Annotated in this window: 18 protein-coding genes; 4 read left to right on the top strand and 14 right to left on the bottom strand. The window is 27.8% G+C overall.

The window, feature by feature from the left end:
- From G534_RS0104490 to mreB, 8 genes are all read right to left on the bottom strand, one after another.
- Positions 1 to 260: transposase (locus G534_RS0104490; protein WP_027347661.1), on the bottom strand; the 260-nt coding region annotated here is incomplete at its 3' end.
- 74 nt (positions 261 to 334) lie between these two features.
- Complete coding sequence (locus G534_RS0104485; protein WP_027348069.1) at positions 335 to 997, bottom strand: hypothetical protein; 663 nt, start codon at positions 995 to 997, stop codon at positions 335 to 337.
- 104 nt (positions 998 to 1,101) lie between these two features.
- The gene (locus tag G534_RS0104480; protein ID WP_027348068.1) at positions 1,102 to 1,668 is read right to left on the bottom strand and encodes a hypothetical protein; all 567 of its coding nucleotides are present in this window, start codon (positions 1,666 to 1,668) and stop codon (positions 1,102 to 1,104) included.
- A complete protein-coding gene (locus G534_RS0104475) occupies positions 1,665 to 2,228 on the bottom strand; it encodes an RNA polymerase sigma factor (RefSeq protein WP_027348067.1) in 564 nt (187 codons plus the stop codon). Before G534_RS0104475 ends, G534_RS0104480 begins: the two co-directional genes overlap by 4 nt.
- A gap of 181 nt (positions 2,229 to 2,409) precedes the next feature.
- Complete coding sequence (locus tag G534_RS0104470; RefSeq protein ID WP_027348066.1) at positions 2,410 to 4,170, bottom strand: ABC transporter ATP-binding protein; 1,761 nt, start codon at positions 4,168 to 4,170, stop codon at positions 2,410 to 2,412.
- On the bottom strand, positions 4,157 to 5,962 hold the full coding sequence (locus G534_RS07895; protein ID WP_051177425.1) for an ABC transporter ATP-binding protein: 1,806 nt from the start codon (positions 5,960 to 5,962) through the stop codon (positions 4,157 to 4,159). Before G534_RS07895 ends, G534_RS0104470 begins: the two co-directional genes overlap by 14 nt.
- Complete coding sequence (locus G534_RS0104460) at positions 5,955 to 7,022, bottom strand: ArsR/SmtB family transcription factor (protein ID WP_027348065.1); 1,068 nt, start codon at positions 7,020 to 7,022, stop codon at positions 5,955 to 5,957. The genes G534_RS07895 and G534_RS0104460 overlap by 8 nt, the downstream gene beginning before the upstream one ends.
- 176 nt (positions 7,023 to 7,198) lie before the next feature.
- Positions 7,199 to 8,248 carry a rod shape-determining protein gene (gene mreB, locus G534_RS0104455; RefSeq protein WP_027348064.1) on the bottom strand — a complete coding sequence of 350 codons (1,050 nt, stop codon included), beginning with the start codon at positions 8,246 to 8,248 and terminating at the stop codon, positions 7,199 to 7,201.
- A 192-nt stretch (positions 8,249 to 8,440) separates the two neighbouring features.
- Here mreB and G534_RS0104450 point away from each other — a divergent pair, with 192 nt between their 5' ends.
- Positions 8,441 to 9,085 carry an HAD family hydrolase gene (locus G534_RS0104450; RefSeq protein ID WP_027348063.1) on the top strand — a complete coding sequence of 215 codons (645 nt, stop codon included), beginning with the start codon at positions 8,441 to 8,443 and terminating at the stop codon, positions 9,083 to 9,085.
- Positions 9,086 to 9,149: 64 nt separating this feature from the next.
- Here G534_RS0104450 and G534_RS07890 read toward each other — a convergent pair whose 3' ends face one another.
- From G534_RS07890 to G534_RS0104425, 5 genes are all read right to left on the bottom strand, one after another.
- Entirely contained in the window at positions 9,150 to 9,836 is a 687-nt protein-coding gene (locus G534_RS07890; protein ID WP_051177424.1) for an MgtC/SapB family protein, read from the bottom strand.
- 121 nt (positions 9,837 to 9,957) lie between these two features.
- The gene (locus G534_RS0104440) at positions 9,958 to 10,584 is read right to left on the bottom strand and encodes a redoxin family protein (protein WP_027348062.1); all 627 of its coding nucleotides are present in this window, start codon (positions 10,582 to 10,584) and stop codon (positions 9,958 to 9,960) included.
- A gap of 386 nt (positions 10,585 to 10,970) precedes the next feature.
- On the bottom strand, positions 10,971 to 12,347 hold the full coding sequence (gene rho, locus G534_RS0104435) for a transcription termination factor Rho (RefSeq protein WP_027348061.1): 1,377 nt from the start codon (positions 12,345 to 12,347) through the stop codon (positions 10,971 to 10,973).
- Positions 12,348 to 12,460: 113 nt separating this feature from the next.
- Positions 12,461 to 13,327 (bottom strand): class II fructose-1,6-bisphosphate aldolase, encoded by an 867-nt coding sequence (gene fba, locus G534_RS0104430; RefSeq protein WP_027348060.1) that lies wholly within the window; start codon positions 13,325 to 13,327, stop codon positions 12,461 to 12,463.
- Between the two features lie 127 nt (positions 13,328 to 13,454).
- A complete protein-coding gene (locus tag G534_RS0104425; protein ID WP_027348059.1) occupies positions 13,455 to 15,833 on the bottom strand; it encodes a glycogen/starch/alpha-glucan phosphorylase in 2,379 nt (792 codons plus the stop codon).
- A gap of 291 nt (positions 15,834 to 16,124) precedes the next feature.
- Here G534_RS0104425 and G534_RS0104420 point away from each other — a divergent pair, with 291 nt between their 5' ends.
- The gene (locus tag G534_RS0104420) at positions 16,125 to 16,568 is read left to right on the top strand and encodes a deoxycytidylate deaminase (RefSeq protein ID WP_027348058.1); all 444 of its coding nucleotides are present in this window, start codon (positions 16,125 to 16,127) and stop codon (positions 16,566 to 16,568) included.
- A gap of 122 nt (positions 16,569 to 16,690) precedes the next feature.
- On the opposite strand, the gene G534_RS0104415 is transcribed toward G534_RS0104420, so the two are convergent.
- Positions 16,691 to 16,903, bottom strand: coding sequence for a hypothetical protein (locus tag G534_RS0104415; protein WP_027348057.1), 213 nt, complete (start codon positions 16,901 to 16,903; stop codon positions 16,691 to 16,693).
- A gap of 204 nt (positions 16,904 to 17,107) precedes the next feature.
- On the opposite strand from G534_RS0104415, the gene G534_RS0104410 reads away from it, so the two are divergent.
- Positions 17,108 to 17,542, top strand: coding sequence for a hypothetical protein (locus G534_RS0104410; protein ID WP_027348056.1), 435 nt, complete (start codon positions 17,108 to 17,110; stop codon positions 17,540 to 17,542).
- Positions 17,543 to 17,716: 174 nt separating this feature from the next.
- Positions 17,717 to 18,343 carry a hypothetical protein gene (locus tag G534_RS08805; protein ID WP_051177423.1) on the top strand — a complete coding sequence of 209 codons (627 nt, stop codon included), beginning with the start codon at positions 17,717 to 17,719 and terminating at the stop codon, positions 18,341 to 18,343.
- Positions 18,344 to 18,352: the final 9 nt, after the last annotated feature.

Genomic DNA, 18,352 nt, shown 5'->3' with positions numbered 1-18,352 from the left:
GGTATATTAAGATCTATATTTCCATATGAAGATTTAACAGTCTTTTTACTTGATCCATTTCTAGTGTTTAGTGATAATGGAGCTTGTCCATATTCATAGTCTAGATGCTCATCAAGTTCAGATTTAAGCATTTGTTCTATTGCATCACCTAAAAGGTCTTTAAGTGCATTTTGTAAATCCTGAGCAGTTTCTGGTTGATATTCTTCTAGTAACATTTTAGTTATTTTATTTAGTCTTGTTTCTGGTCTTTTTCTTGGCATAAAAATTCCTCCTAATTAGTTTTTCTTTACCCTAATCAGGAGGTTTCTATACACAAAATTTTACACAGTCTCTTTTATTGTAATTCTAATTCTTTAACTTCTTTAAGTTCTCCTAAGTCAAATACAAGTTTGAACCCTTCTTCTTTAAGCATTTTTGCTAATTTTTCACTATCTTTACCATAAACCATTAATACACCATTTTTATCTAATTTTTCTGTGTTTTCTTTGTTATATTCTAATGAATCTTTTACAATTTTATCTGATGATTGATACATTAAGTTTACACTTGTCTTTTCAGTATCTACATATTTTAGTAATAAAGAAGCTGTTATCTCATCAATTTTTGTAATTTCATTATTTTCAACTTCTTTAATTTCTTTAACAGTAGTTTGACCAGGCATAGATTCTAAAACTGCATGTACATTGTATTCATATGTTTTACCAATTTCTAATTTTGAATTATCTGGTGTTGTAACATACATTAAATCATAACCATTTTGTTTTTCATTTTTCATTTTTCCTAAGAATAATCCATTTCCTAAATAAATTCCTTGATGCATTTCACCTTTATAATCATCTTCAGGCATATCTTTTTCCTCATCATTTTCGTTTATAGTTTCTGTAGCAGTTTCTTTTGGTTTTTCATTAGAGCCTGCATCTTTTTTTCCACATGCTGCTAGTGATAATATTAATACTAGTGCTAAAGCTGGTAATATAAATTTTCTTGATTTTTTCATAATATCCTTCTTTCTTTTTTTGTTTTATTTTTTATTTTTTTTGAGATATGTTTTTTAACCATCTCAATATTATAGACGTGATATATTTTTTTTGGTCACATTTTTTATTCTTTAATTTCCAATATAGATATATTTGCATGATTATAATTTAATTTATTTATATCTTTTATAAATTTATCATTATTTGTTAAAGTAAGTATTACAAGTTTCTTTTCATCTAAATCAATATAATAATCATTTATATCTTTTAATTTATCTGGATTGGATTTCTCTAATGAGTTTAACTTTAAATATAATTCTTTTTCTTTTTTTAATTCATTTATATATTTAATATCTAACTTATCCTTATCTTTAGACCTTACTTTAATATATTCTATAGTTTTGTAATTATAGGAATCATCTGTTTCATTATATATAGATATTTCTTCTTGTCTATGTATATCATTACCTTCATTGTTTCTATTTATTAAGCTAAATATTAAAACTGGAATTAAAAACATGGAGGCAGCTAAAGATAAATATTTAATATTGAATATATTCGATTTTTTTTCTTTTTTATTCTCTTTTTCTTCAAAATTAATTACATGATTATTTGTATATTCTTCTGCTTCTTCAAGATATTTATCATCTATTTCATTCAATAGTTTTAAGAATTTTTCATTCGCTTTCATAAATTAATACCTTCCTCCACTAAATATTTTTTTAATTTATCCCTTGTTCTTAAAAGTGTCATCTTTACTTTAGAATTTGTAAAATTATATTTTTTTGATATTTCATCTATGGAATAAAAGTACCAATATCTATAAATAAATATTAGTCTTTCTTCTTTTTTTAACCCATCTAAAAACTCTTCTATTTTTTCTTTAAAATATATATTATCTATTGCTTCATTAATATCAGTTTTATCACTGGGAATATATTTATCTAGTTCATCTAATGCTAGATCATAATTGTTAGAGCCTCTTTTTTCTGCATTCTCTTTTCTATATTTATCTATAGTTAAGTTTCTAGCTATCTTTGCGGAGTAGGATTTAAGATTTTCAGGTTTATTAGGAGGGATACTATCCCATAATTTTAGCATTGTATCATTAACTATTTCTTTTGCATCTTCAAAACTGTTGATTATATTATTTGATATTACAAAAAGATAATTGAAATATTTATTTGACACTTCATTTATAGCTTTTTGATCTCTTTCAAAAAATAAGTCGACTATTTTTTTATCATCCATATTCATCCTCCAATAATAAAGACGTAAAAAAACTCAGTACGTCACTTTTATTATGATATATATTTATTATATCCATTTTCATCACATATGATTTATATATTAACCGCTTTTTTATTCTAAATAAATAAAAGAATCATTGAAAAGACAATGACCCTTCTATTAAAAATTTATTTTAGTTTCTCTATATATAATTTTTAGCTTGAGTTTCAAATAGTTCTCTATATAAATTATGTCCTTTCATCAATTTACTATGGTGGTCATAAGCGGCAACCTTACCCCCATCTATCAATAGGACCTTGTCAGAGAAGGTTGATGATGACATCCTATGGGATATAAATATAGAAGTTTTATTTTTTGTTAACTCGGCGAACTTTTCAAATATTTCAGACTCCGCTATAGGATCTAAGGCAGCTGTAGGTTCATCCATGATCATGAGTGATCCTCCCTTGTTTATAGCTCTTGCTATAGCAAGTTTTTGAGCTTGGCCACCTGAAAAATGCGTAGCATCTTTTTCTAAAGACTTGTCAAGATAGGTATCCATTTTCTTAGGCAAGCTTTCAATATAATCATACATATTTACACCTTTCAAGGATTCTTCCGCTTCTTTCCTATCATCAGATCCCGGCATTATATTTTCAAATATTGTATAGGGCATGAGGGTAAAGTCTTGGAAGACTGCTGAAATTTGTTCTATATAAGAATTTATATCGTATTCTCTTATATCAACACCATTCCATAAAATTTGACCCTTGTCTGGCTCATAAAACCTAGATATCAATTTTACTATGGTAGATTTACCAGCATTATTTAAGCCAACTATAGATATTTTTTCCCCTTTATCTATTTTAAATGATACATCTTCTAGTATCAGCCTATCTGTATTTGGATAAGAGAAGTAAACATTTCTAAATTCAAGACTTTCTAACTCGTCTGCTTTTCTATTTCCTGTATTTTTAAATTCTTTTAAATCTATATAGTCTTTCCATGGACTTAAGTGGGCATTGGCAGTATTAAGCCCAGAGATTGATTTTGACACGGCTTGAATTAAGTTTACCAATTTATCTGTAGAATTAAATACTAGGGTAAAAGTAGCTATGCTAATCACCGGACCCCATATATCGCTTATAAGCCTTGTACCATTATAGGCTATAGCTATAAAGGTAATTAAGCTAGCAAATATAGTTCTAAAAACTTCTAAACTAGTTGCAATACCGATCAAGTCTTCAACCCATTTAAATACAAAGTCTCTATATCCAAGTATTTTAGAAATCCATATTTTACTTATTCCATATATTCTATATTCTTTTTGACTAGTAGGACCAGCAGCTTCATCTAGAAAATATCCATACTTCCTATTTAAAGGAACATTTTCTTGCATCAAACTATCATTCTTCTTTTGCATATGGATGGTTGTTATAGTTGAAAGAGTTAAAATAACCAATATCGCAAGAGTATATATGATACTATGGGTAAATAATATAACTAATAAACCAAATATGGTGGTTAAAGCTACTAAAAGATCTTTAATTTCCTCTAAAGTTAATTCGATAAATCCCCAACTTATTGGCATCTTAGCCCTTTGTATAAAGTCTAAAACTTTTGGATCTTCAAGATTATCATAAGATAGGTCCATAGTTTTTTCAGATAATTTAACCGCCAACATTTCACTTTGGTAGTTAGCCCTCTTTTGGTATTTAAGCTTTATAAATTCACTTATTTGTTTTAATAAATAAATTCCTCCTACAAAGGCAAGTATAAGATATAAAATAGACTTAAAGGATTCTCCTTTTTCTAAGTAAGCTATTACACTTGCTGGTAAATACATACTTGCTATGGAGATTAAACTTTCAAATATAGCTAATATGGCCAATAAGACAAAGTAAGTCTTATCTATCTTCCAAGCTTCTTTTATCAATCTTGATATAGTTTTATAAGCTTTCATTTTCAACCTCCTTATAGTATTTACCTTGAGTTTCAAACATTTCTCTATATTCTTTAGAATTTTCCATTAGATATTGGTGACTACCCTTTGCTGAGATTTCACCCCCATCCAAGAATAAAATTTCATCACAAAATCTTGTTGAAGCCAGCCTATGGGATATGAATATACCGGTCTTATTTCCCATATATGAATCAAATTCTTTATATATCTTCTCTTCTGCTAGGGCATCTAGGGCTGATGTTGGTTCATCCATGATCATTACCGATGTATCCTTTTTATACAGAGCTCTAGCTATCATTAGTTTTTGATTTTCTCCACCTGATAAAATGACCCCATCTTCATATATAACTTTTAAGGCATTTTGATCTATACCATTTTCTAGTGATGATATCTTATCCCAAAGACCCACTTTTTCTAAAGTTTCTTTGACTCTTTCCCTATTTATTCCATCTTCTACACCTGCTATATTTTCTGCAACTGTAAGGGCTAGGGGTTCTGTTTCTTGGAAGACAACGGAAAATATTCTAAATCTTGCTTCCATGCTTAAGTCATCTGCATTTATGCCATCTAAATAGATGGTTCCTTCTGTAGGCTTGTATAAACCAACTAAAAGTTTGACTATGGTAGTTTTACCTGCTCCATTTACCCCAACTAGGGCCACATTTTTATCAGCATCTATTTCAAAAGATAAGTCCTTAAATACATATTTATCAGATCCCGGATATTTAAATGAAACCCTATCAAATTTGATGGATATAGGTCCTTGGAATTTATGGTCTTTTCCATCCCTACTCTTTATTAAATTAGAATCTAGAAAATCATAGGTTAAAATTACATACTGGATATTTTCGTATACATTTGTGACATCTTGGTTTACAGTTTGGATTATATTAGACAAAATAGTAAGAATGGTCAAAGAAGCTATCAAAGTCGCTATAGTCATTTGCCCATTTACCGCCATATAAGTAAAGACAAGCAAAGCTGCAAATTGCCCTAGGTAAATAGATAGGTTTTCTAAAAAGGAAATCTTAAACCTATATCCATCAACCTTATGTTGTTTATCAAGCATCCTATTCATAAAGTTTTTGATATTTGCCAACAACCTATTTTTTAAGGAAAATATTCTAATATCTTTACCATATTTAAAATCTTCTACAACTTCCTTGTATTTTTCATATTTTCTAGATTCATCTTGAATTCCTGGTCTAGCCTTATTAGCATATTCAGCTGTTTTTGTAGCTAAAAATAAATTTATTAACATAGATACCATGCTTACAATAAAAACTATATATGATTCCTTTAATAACAAAATTGAAAAAATTATTATCAATAGCAGATTTGGAAAAAGTCTAAAGGTCCTCATTAGAACATTTTGATAACCCCTATTGTCCCCTCCAACCCCCATAAATGCTTGATTTACTTTAAGCTCAAATTCTGAGTCTTCAAAGTATTCAAAGTCCATGGTCATGACTTTGTCAACCATTTCAATCATTATATTATTTCTATCTAGCATAAAAATGTATTGAATCTTACCTTCAAGGTATAAGTTTAGAGATTTGCTTATTATAAATACAAGGGTATACATCCCAGCTACTGTTAATAATTGGAATACATCCATCTCTCCATTTTTTATTAGCTCTAAAATATATTTTAAAACCAAGACTGACATCAAAGGATGAATAACTGCCATTATCATATTTACAATTGTTTTTAGCCAAGTATCCTTTCTAAAGAGATTTGGAAATAGCTCTTCGAAATAAAAGGCCATCCTATCTTTGAAATTCTTATTCATCTTTAACTCCTATTAAATCATTAAAATAGTTTACAATCTCCTTTATACTAGACTTATTTAAGTCATAGTATATCTTTCTTCCATCTATAGAAAAATCCACTATATTTTTTTCTTGCAATTGGCTTAAATGTTGACTTACACTTCCTTTTGATAAATTTAATTCATCTGCTATTTCCTGGCCAAACATAGTTTTTTTAGCTAATAGATGGATAATCTTAAACCTATTTGCCTCTGCTATTACTGATAAAGTTTCTTGCATATCATTATATTTATTTTTAAAGTTATATTTGTAGTCTTGTAGGATGATCCAGGAAAATCCTAAGATTATGTAGGCATGGTATTGACCGTCATCATCCAACTCAGCTGAAATTCCAATATCATGAAAATTATTAATTAAAGGGAAAACATTGAGAGTGTCAAATTTAGCAAACATTTTTCCTTGTTCAAAAGTTTGAAAGTTTTTATATTTTCTTAAAAAATCAATATTTATTTTCTTTACTTGTTCTCCTATGAGACCTGTAATTTCCTGAATTTCTTCCTTTATGATAACTTCCAAATCTTTTAATAAATTATATAAATCTTTCATATCAGTCCTAGTTTCATCAAAAAGTTTAACTAGAGAAAATTTCTGACTTCCATCTAAATAATCTATCTTGTCTATTAGGTCGATTTCAGATAAGTCTTTTTCTGTTTCTTCTAGTCTATTCTTAGTATTTTCCAATATAACCTTTTTAACCATATCTCTAAATTCTTCATAAGTATAGTCGGCTATAGATTCTTTTCTCTTTGAATATATAAGAGTAGAAAATATAGAAGTTTTGCCTTTTTTCACTATAAACAAATCTTTTATATTGCTATACTTTTCCTTCAAAGTATAGGCCCTATCCACAATATTTTTATAATACTGGTCTAATTTTTTATATTTAAAATAGTATTCCTCTTTTGAAATATTCAAATTTGTAAAATCTACTTCGTCTAAGATTTTATTTTCTAAAGAAAAAATAAATACTCCTAATAATAATGATTCATTTATATATTGAATTTCTTTGATTACATTCATAATTCACTCCTAATTCAACCAATAGTTTAGTTTAATTCTACTTGTAGTTTACTAACTCAACCTACAGTTTAGTGTTCGTTTAACCATTTGTTTCATTATAGCGGAACAGTTGTTTGATGTCAATAAAATTGTATAAAAAAAGAGAGGCAAACCCCCTCTCTAATCGAAAATCCTTATTATCTTCTTCTTAAATTTTCTCTTTGTTCAACATATTTACGAGTCATTTCTAATCTATTATTTTCAAATGGATCCATTTTTGATATCCAATTTAATGATTTACCTGTTCCAATAACTACTGATGATATTGGATTTTCTGGAATAAACACATTAATTTTTATTACATCTTGAATAGTATCTCTCATATCTCTAATTAATGCTCCGCCACCTGTTAACATTGCCCCATTTTCATATAAATCAGCTACTAATTCAGGTGGAGTCTTAGAAATCACTCTTTTTGTAGCATTTGCAATTTTCAAAATTATTCCTTCTAAGGCTTTAGAAATATCTTCTTGTGTTAATGTAATTATTTCAGGAAGACCGGTATATAGATTTCTACCTTTGGCTTCAAACTCCTCTTGGACAGCGTCTAATGTACCTATTGATAATTTTATATCCTCGGCCATTTTTTCACCTATTATTACATTAAAGTTTTGTCTAACATATTCTATAATGGCTTTATCGGTTTCATCTCCTGCTATTTTTATAGAATCAGAAACTACTATTCCACCTTTTGAAATTACAGCAATATCAGTTGTACCACCTCCGATATCTATTATCATGTGTCCAGAATTTTCAGAAATATCAATTCCTGAACCTATTGCTGCCGCTAAAGGCTCTTCTATAAGAAATACATCATTTGCTCCTGATTTTAATCCAGCTTGTCTTACCGCTCTTTTTTGAACTTGATTTGCTCCTGAAGGTACACAAATAATTAAATCTGGTTTGAATAGACTACTACCTACTGAAGCCTTTATGAAATATTTAAGCATTTGTTCAGTGTAGTTATAGTTTGAAATAACTCCATGTTTTAAAGGTTTTTCTGCCACTATATTTCCTGGTGTACGACCAAGCATCTTTTTTGCTTCATCTCCAACAGCAATAACTTTATCTGTATATCTATCTACAGCAACTACTGAGGGTTCGTTTAAAACAACTCCCTTTGATCTTGAATAAACTAAAATAGATGTTGTACCTAAATCAATTGCAATTCTTTTTCTAAAATTCATAATTTCCCCTATTTCTTATCTCTAGTATCATATATGCCTATGCTAAAATTGCATAAAAATAATATCTCTTGAAAACACTAGTATTCATAGACATATCTTATATTAATTATATCATAAGATTAAAAACAATTATATTAGATTATTATAAATATATAGTATATAATCAATACATATTTTAAATTTGGAGGTTATATGAAAAAGACACTTGTTTTTGATATGGATGGTACATTGTTAGATTCTATGGTAATGTGGAGCGACTTTAAAAACTACATCACTAATGCTAATCATGAAATTGATGATTTAGAAGATTTTACACCTACTGATAATTCAATGCTTTACTATACTTATAGTTTAATTCAAGAGTTTTATCCTAATATTCCAGAAAAAAAAGTTTTTAGACTAATTGATAATTTTCTTAAAAATTATTATAACAATGAAAATTTAGCTAAACCATTTGTTCTTGATACTTTAGAAAGATTAAGCAATAAAGGTTATAAAATGTATGTTGCAACAGCAACCGATTATAAATATGCTGAAATCGCATTGAAAGCAAATAATTTAGATAAATATATTACAGAAATATATACTCCCGACACTTTAGGATATTTTAAAAATGAATTAGAATATTTTAATCTAACTCATAAAAATATAGGAGCTAATCCTGAAAATATTATATTTTTTGATGATGCGACATATGCAAATAGACTTGCAAATGAAGTTGGTTTCACAACGATTGGTATATATGAAGAAACTTATGATAGCAATGAAAACAATAAAGAAGTAGCCAACTATTTTGTAAATGATTTTTCAGGAATAGATGATGAATGGCTAAAATAAAACAATAAAAAATTCGAACATAAAAATACCCTCTTTACTGGACAAACCAGTAAAGAGGGTGTTTTTATGAAACCTCTGTAGGTTCTACTGTTAAAACTTCATCTACAGAAGATAAAAGTTTTACTATATCAGAAAATTGCATTTTTTTGTTTAATTTAAGTCTATATATTTGTGTCTTCACTAACTTATCCTTAAGTACTTCAGTTTTTATACTTAGTATTTCAAAATTTTTATCTACAGATCTTATTAAGCTTTTAATTTCGTCTTCTGCTTCTTTTTCTTGGAAAAATTTTACGAGAACTTGTTGAGGTCCATGTACAACAAATATTCTTTTAAATACGATTAATACAGTTAAAATCAATAAAGAACCTACAATAGATATTTCATAAAAACCCATACCTAAAGCTAAACCAATACCTGAGACTCCCCATATAGAGGCAGCAGTAGTAAGACCTACTATTGTTCTTTTAGTTGTCATTATTGCACCTGCACCTAAAAAACCGATACCACTTACAACTTGAGCAATTAATCTTACAGCATCTACTCTAACATTGGGTTCTGGATTATTTGCGACAAAACTTATCACTTCGATTTGTATAAGAGCAATTATAGTGGATCCCATACTAACGAGTATATGTGTTTTTAAGCCCGCACTACTATTATTTCTCTCCCTCTCAAGTCCAATAAGGCCAGAGAAAATAATACTTAACAATAGCCTTACAAAAATTTCACTTATACTTAAATTATACATAGTTATTCTTATTTTCTCCTTTTTATATTGTAAATTATCATCATTTATATTTCTATTTAACTTTATTAAATTTAATTATAAAAAATATCATAGTGTATATTTTATTGTTCATATTATCTAATTAATCAATTATATCTAGAATTTGCTTAATTTGATCTTTAGGAAGTTGCCCTGGAATAACTTGAATAACCTCTCCATGTGAGTCGATTATTATATTTACAGGCGTAGCATTTACACCAAATTGTGAAACATATTTACCATTTTCATCTATTAATACTTTCATATTCTTATAATCAAGACCATCAAACCATTCTTTAAAATCTTCTCTAGTTTTTTCACCAAAGAAATTTGGCGCAACAAGAGAAACTACTTCAAAATCATTTTCTTCCTTTGAAAATTCATCGAACTCTTCAAGTGATGACAAACAAATAGAACACCAAGAAGCCCAGTACTTTATATACACCTTTTTACCTTTTTGTTCATTTAAATTGAATTTTCCACCACCTAAAAGTTCAAATACTCCTTCTTCAGACATTGACATATTCTCTTCTTCTTTTTCATCAGATGTTTCTTTAACTTCAGAATTTGATTCTAAAATTGACTCCTCCATTGTTTCTTTTTCTGTTTCTCTTTCTATTTCAACTTTTGTTTCACTCTTAGTTTCATTAATTGTTTGTTTTTCACTATTTGTACATGCACTAAGTACAAATATGAATCCTATAATTACTAAAAATAATCTTTTTTTCATAAATTTCTCCTATAAAAAATAAATTTTCTATAAAACGATATCGTTTTTTTATATGAATTCTATTTAGTATATTTTATACAATTATACCCAATATAGACAATATTCTTATAATAAAAAAATAAAAAGCAGATTTCTCTGCTTTTCTTTTGGAGTTAATTATGATGAAAAAGAATAAACAATTTTGTGCCAGTCTTAAAAAGTTTCTATCTTTTACACTCTTATAATACAACTATTTAAATGTTTTGTCAACGTTTTCATAGATAATTAATTTTAAAGTATATAAAAATTGCATCTAAAACTTTGAAATAATAAAAGCTTGATTTATAATTAGTTATAAACCAAGCTTTTAACTTACTTTTAAATGAAAACATAATCATTTGGTTTTATTAAATATTTTTAATAACTTTTATGAATTCTTCATTATTTTTACTGTTATTCATAATTTTTATTAATTGCATCATTCCCTGATCAATTCTAATATTTTTGTTCATTCGACTTATTTTCATTACCGCCTCTCTAGCTTGTTTTGAAAGTAATAAATCATCTCTTCTTGTACCAGATTTTATTATATCAATCGCTGGGAATATTCTTAATTCTTGAAGATCTCTATCAAGATTTAACTCCATATTACCTGTTCCTTTGAATTCTTCAAAAATCATATCATCCATTCTTGAGCCTGTATCGACAAGTGCAGTAGCTAAAATAGTCAATGATCCACCACCTTCTATATTTCTAGCTGCTCCAAAAAATCTTTTAGGCTTATAAAGCGCTAATGGATCTAAACCTCCCGATAATGTCTTACCAGAAGATGGAGTCAATATATTATATGCTCTTGCCATTCTTGTTATAGAATCTAAAAGTATAACAACATCCTTTCCTTCCTCAACTAATCTCTTGGCTCTTTCCAATGTCATCTCTGAACTACGAGCATGGTTTTCAAGTTGTTCGTCAAATGTTGACGCAACAATCTCTGTCCTTAAAAATTTATCTCTATTATCAGTATATTTATTTACCGATCTCTCAATATCTGTTACTTCTTCAGGTCTTTCGTCAATTAATAATATAAATATTTTTACTTCTGGATGATTTTTTTCAATAGCATTTGCAATTGATTTAATTATAGTTGTCTTACCTGTTTTAGGAGGTGCAACTATAAGTCCTCTTTGTCCTTTTCCAATAGGTGAAAATAAATCAATCATTCTATTAGTAATATTTTTTTCATCATCTATTAAATTTAATTTTTGTGTAGGATAAATAGGTTTTAAATCCTCAAAATCTCTTCTTTTATATGCGTTTTCTGGGGAATGATTATTTATTCCGAGAACATATATTAAAGGAGGATATTTTTCTTTTTCATCATTTGCAGGACGTATTAATCCTTTTATATTGTCACCAGTCTTAAGTCTGAATCTTCTTATCTGTGTTGGTGAAACAAATACATCACTTTCTCCAGAATCAAAATCTTCTGTACGTATAAATCCAAATCCATCTGGTAAAACTTCCAGTAATCCTTCTATTTCTTCTGTATCATTATTTTCATGATTTTTATTTTGATTCATTTTTGGAGATTCTTTACTTGTTTCTTGGGATTTTTCTTGGATATTTTCTGATGATTGATTTTGTTTAGATTTTTCTGAATGTGTAAATTTTATTAATTCAATTAGATTTTCTTTATTATACTTTGAAATTGATTTTATGCCTAAATCTTTTGCTATCTCTTTCAATTCATTAAGCTTCAAATCTGATAAATTATCAATATTCATATTTCCTCATATATTAAAAATTAAAATATCTGTTTTCTTTATATCAACAAATATAATTATATTATTTTAAATAACAGCTATACCCTGAAAAAGGATATAGCTGTTTTATAGTTTTAAGCTTTGTTTGCACTACCAAAAATTTCAATTTTTTCTTTTACCATATCTATAATTGCTTTTGCTGGATCTGCTAAAATTTTTCTTGGGTCAAAACCTTTACCTTCTAAATCTTTTCCTGCTTCAATATATTTTCTTAAAGATTTTTGGAATGCCCATTGTAATTCAGTGTTTACATTTACTTTTGAAACACCTAATCTAATTGCATCTTGAACCATTTCTGCTGGAATTCCTGTACCACCGTGTAATACCATTGGAATATTTCCTATTGTGTGTTGAATTTCTTCAAGAACGTCTAAATCTAGTCCTTCCCAGTTTTCTGGATAAGCACCATGGATATTACCAATACCTGCTGCTAAGAAATCAATTCCTGTATCTACTAACATTTTACATTCTTTAGGATCAGCAAGTTCTCCTTTACCAATAACACCATCTTCTTCACCACCTATAGAACCAACTTCAGCTTCTACTGAAATTCCTTTTGAATGAGCTAATTCAACAATTTCTTTTGTTTTAGCTAAGTTTTCTTCTAAATCATAGTGTGATCCATCAAACATAACTGATGTAAACCCTGCTTCTATAGCTTTTTTAGCTCCTTCAAATGAACCGTGGTCTAAGTGTAATATCACTGGAACTGTAATATTTAAATCTTCGATTAAACCTTTTACCATTCCTACTACTGTGTTGAATCCACCCATATATTTATTTGCACCTTCAGATACACCTAAAATAACTGGTGATTTTACTTCTTCACATGCTAATAAAATTGATTTTGTCCATTCTAAATTATTGATATTGAATTGCCCTACTGCATAATGTCCTTCTAAAGCTTTGTTTAATACTTTTCCGCCTTCTACTAGTGGCATAATTCCCTCCTAAAATTCTTTTTTAATAATTATATTATACTCCTTAATTAAGTCAGTGTCAAAACTACATTTATACAAAAAAATAAGAAACGGACCATAAATCCATTTCTTATTTGTTTTATTTCAATTAAATTTTCCAAATATCTTCTGCGTAGTTTTTAATTGTTCTATCAGATGAGAAGAATCCACTATTTGCCATATTTATTAGACCTTTTCTAGCCCATGCTCTTCTATCTCTGTAGTCTTTATCAATTTTTTGTTGTGCTTCTACATATGATTGGAAATCTTCTAGTACAAAGTATACGTCTGCTCTATTTCCATCCTTAGGATCTATTAATGAATTGTATATATCTAAGAAGTGATTTGTTCCATTATCAGAAATTTTTTCTTCTTTTAATAATGCATCAACTACTTTCTTTAAATCTTTATTTGATTCATATACTTTTACAGGATCATAGCTATCTACAATTTCTGCTAATTCTTCTTCTTTTCTTCCGAATAGATAATTGTTTTCAAGACCAGCTTCTCTAAAGATTTCAACATTTGCTCCATCCATTGTACCTAATGTTGGTGTAGCATTCATCATGAATTTCATATTTCCTGTTCCTGAAGCTTCTTTACCCGCTGTAGATATTTGTTCTGAAACATCAGCTGCAGGGAATAGGTATTCTGCATATGAAACTCTATAGTTTTGAACAAATACTACTTTCAATTTACCATTTACTTCTGGATCATTGTTAATTAATTTTGAAAGTTCATTTATAAATTTAATTATACCTTTAGCTCTAAAGTATCCAGGAGCAGCTTTTGCACCAAATATGAATGTACGTGGATGCATATCTAAATCTGGATTTTCTTTTAACTCATAGTATAAGTGTAAAATGTGAAGAGCATTTAATAATTGTCTCTTGTATTCGTGAAGTCTCTTAATTTGAATATCAAATATTGAGTTTGGATCAATTTCTATCCCTTCATGTTTTTTAATATATTTTGCTAATTGAACTTTCTTTTCATGTTTAATTTCATTAAATTTATCTAACACTTCTTCATCATCAGCAAATTTTTCAAGTTCTTCTAATTTGGTTATATCTTTTTTCCAATCTTCGCCAATTAAAGAATCTACATAAGCTGTTAATTCAGGATTTGAATATTGTAACCATCTTCTTGGAGTTACACCATTTGTTTTATTGTTGAACTTTTCAGGATATAATTCATACCATTGATTTAATGTATCTTTCTTTAATATATTTGTATGAATTTCAGCTACACCATTTATAGAGGTTGACACATATGTTGCTAAAAATGCCATTTCTACTAATTCTCCTCTTACTATTCTGTAAGGTTCAATTTCATCTTCAGTGTAACCCTTAGATCTTAAGTCTTCTAATAATCTTAAATCAATTTCTTTAATAATATCAACGACTCTTGGTGATACTTCATGAATTAATTCTAAATCCCATTTTTCAAGAGCTTCTTGAAGTACTGTATGGTTTGTAAATGCAAATACCTTTGTAGCTACTGCAAATGCATCATCCCATGATTGATTTTCTTCATCTAATAGAATTCTTATAAGTTCAGGAATTGCTATTACTGGATGAGTATCATTTAATTGTAATATATTATATTTGTGGAATTGACTAAAGTTCTTATCTTCAGGATGGTTTGCTTTATGTTTTTGAATTAATTCTTTCATTGAAGCTGATACAAAGAAATATTGTTGTAATAATCTAAGTAATTTTCCAACTCTGACATTATCATTTGGATATAGAACTCTTGTTATATCTTCTGCTCTATTTTTTTCAGAAACTGATTCGTCATATCTAAAATCATTAAAATCAGTGAAACTAAATCCTCCATTATCTATAGCTTCAGATTGCCATAATCTAAGGGTATTAACTACACCATTGTTAAATCCAACTATTGGAACATCATATGGTACAGCTCTTACACTGAAATTTCTAAAATCAACTATTTGAGATTCACTTTCTTTTCTTATAGACCAAAAGTCTCCTCTTTCAGTCCAAGAGTCTCCTTCTTCAATTTGGAATCCATCTTCAAATCTTTGTTTAAATATACCTTGTGAATATCTTACTCCATAACCATGTAAGTTTAATCCTTCTGTAGCACCTGATTCAACAAAGCAAGCTGCAAGTCTTCCAAGACCACCATTTCCAAGTGCTGCATCGTCTTCTTCATCTTCTATTTCATCAAAATCAATATCTAAGTCTTTTAATATTTCTTTTATTTGGTCAATAATCCCTAAATTTAATAGATTATTTCCCATTGATCTACCAATTAAAAATTCTGCTGATAGATAATATGCATTTCTTTCGTTTTTATTTTTTTCTGTTGTGCTTACCCAATCTTTTGAAATTTGGTCCATAATAGTTTTGGACAATGCGTGATACTTTTCAAATCTTGATGCTTCATCAAAGGATTTAGCATACAATGTGACTACATTATTCTTAAAATCTTGTTTAAATTGATCCCTATTAAATTCTTTCATTTATCCTCCATTAAAACCATTCAGGTAATTTACAAAATCATTATATCATAATTTTTTATTAAATACTAAAACGCTTGCATAAATTATCAACTTTTTTATATTTTAAGTATTTTATGCCGTTTTTAGCACATTCTATTGTTAAATTTTCTTAACAATTGCGTATTTAATGTGCTTTTTCTTAATTAGACAGTTAAACATAAATCAAATTTAGGCTTTATTTAAAAATATTAATGACTATATATTATTGTATTTTAATCTCTTCGTGATAAAATTAAATCAAAGGAGTACAATATGAAATCAAGAATATCATGGCAAGCATATTTTATGAATATTGCAAAAATAGTTTCTGAAAGAAGCACATGTGACCGAGCATATGTCGGTTGTGTATTGGTAAATAAAGACAATAGAATTGTCTCTACCGGATATAATGGATCTATTTCTGGGAATCCTCAATGTGATGAAGTTGGACATACTATGCGTGACGGCCATTGTATCGCTACTATTCACGCTGAAATGAATGCACTTTTATATTGTGCTAAAGAAGGTATTTCCGTTAAAGACAGTGTGTGTTATGTAACACACTTCCCATGCTTAAATTGTACTAAAGCTTTAATACAAGCCGGTATCTCAAAAATATATTATGAAAATGGTTATAGAATTGATGACTATGCTGTAAAATTATTAGATAGAAATAATATTGAATATATACAGATACATAGTACGATAGAGATCTAAAAAATAGTATTTATTTTAGTAAAAGTGTGCAAATTATAGCACACTTTTACTCGTATTTAATGTTTAAAGTAAGTTTATAATAAGCTTTCTTATCGTCAAAAGATTTATCATTGTCATTAATATTATGATTTTTCATTAATATTATGATTTTTCATTACAATTTGATTCACATCACTAGTAAATTTAAATAGTTCAATGCTCTCAGATTGACCTTCTAAATTTTCGATAATATATGAATTAACTACATCACATTCTTCTTTGTCACAAGAACTTATAGAAATAATCAGTAAGGTCATTAAAAATAAAGCACTATATCTAAACCATCTATTTTTCATTTTGTAACCTCCTAATTTGATTATTATATTTATAATCTATTATTACGTTTCACATTTATCAACGTTTACACGATTAATTTGAAAAATATATTAGTAAATATATTAACATTTGTAATACCTTAGAATATATTATACGATAATAATGAAATCGTTATTAATTTGTATAGATATTCTCAGTAATAAAATATTCTATTAGGAGGATACATGAAAAAGAAAAAAATACTATCTATTATCATAATTTCTTTAACCGCATTTATTATAACTTATTTTGCATTAAGCATAATAAATAGCGACAAAAATACTTTTGAAGATAGATGGGATATTGAACTTCCTAGAAATACAAAAGTAAATAAAATATATTCTGATATCGGATTTTTCGGGGAAGGATATAGAATAATTAAATTGGAAACTGATGAAAATGATGTAGAAAAACTAGGATTCAAGTTCTCCAATTATCAAAAAGGCGAAGAAAGATTTCAAGAACTAGCAAATCAAATATTAGAAAAATCTAAATTAGATACTAATAAAAATGATTTACAGTATATAGGTACACAAGAAAATGGACAAGAAGCAAGAACTTTAATCTTTACCTATAACGAAAAAGAAAACTGTTACTATCTATTTGAAGAGAATTTATAAAGGAGAAATAATGATTTAAAAAAATTTAATAGAAATATAAGAAATACTCTTATTTATACTTTAGTTTTTATATTTATTTTATCTTCATCAGCTTTTGCATCAACTGATAAACAGGCAACAAATACAATAAATATAATAGATAATATTAAAAGAATTGAAGATGAACTAACAAATATGGGTACAAACGTAATAAATGAATTGAATAAATCTATAGACTATTACGAAAATATACTAGTTTCAGAAGACTTAAACAATAAAAAAATTGTTCAAATCAATTCTATTATTAAAAATTTAAATGAGCAAATCAACAAATATAAAAACTACAGTAACCAAGAAAATTATTCTTTACAAAATAACACACGAGCTGTTTCCAATGCTATCTATTCTACAGCCGTAAGTGCTGTAATTTCTTGGTTTAACGCACAAGGATATGTATTGTCTGCAGAATTATTAACTCACGCTAGAGACAATACCTCCTACAACTCTTTATATGTCCCTTATAACGGAAGAAGAGTTATTCAATCACCAGTGTATAAAAATATAGTACAACAATCGTCTACAAGCAGTAAAGGAGTTTTTCCAAATTCAGGCACAGTAGTACAAAGAGACTTATTCTATTCAATTCATGAGTTTCACTGGAGTAAACATAATTACGGAAACGTAACTATAATAGATAAGTACGATTTTTCAAAAGATTTAAATTATGAAACAAGTAGTATAGCTGGTGTAGCTATTAGAACTATGTACGAAGCACAGCAACATGGTGTTATAACTCCATATGGAATTAAAATTACAAATTAATAATAATAT

This window comes from Helcococcus sueciensis DSM 17243, from assembly GCF_000423145.1.
Classification (GTDB): Bacteria; Bacillota; Clostridia; order Tissierellales; family Peptoniphilaceae; genus Helcococcus; species Helcococcus sueciensis.
Note: the sequence above shows the minus strand (reverse complement) of the source record. Positions and strands in the feature narration are given on the sequence as shown.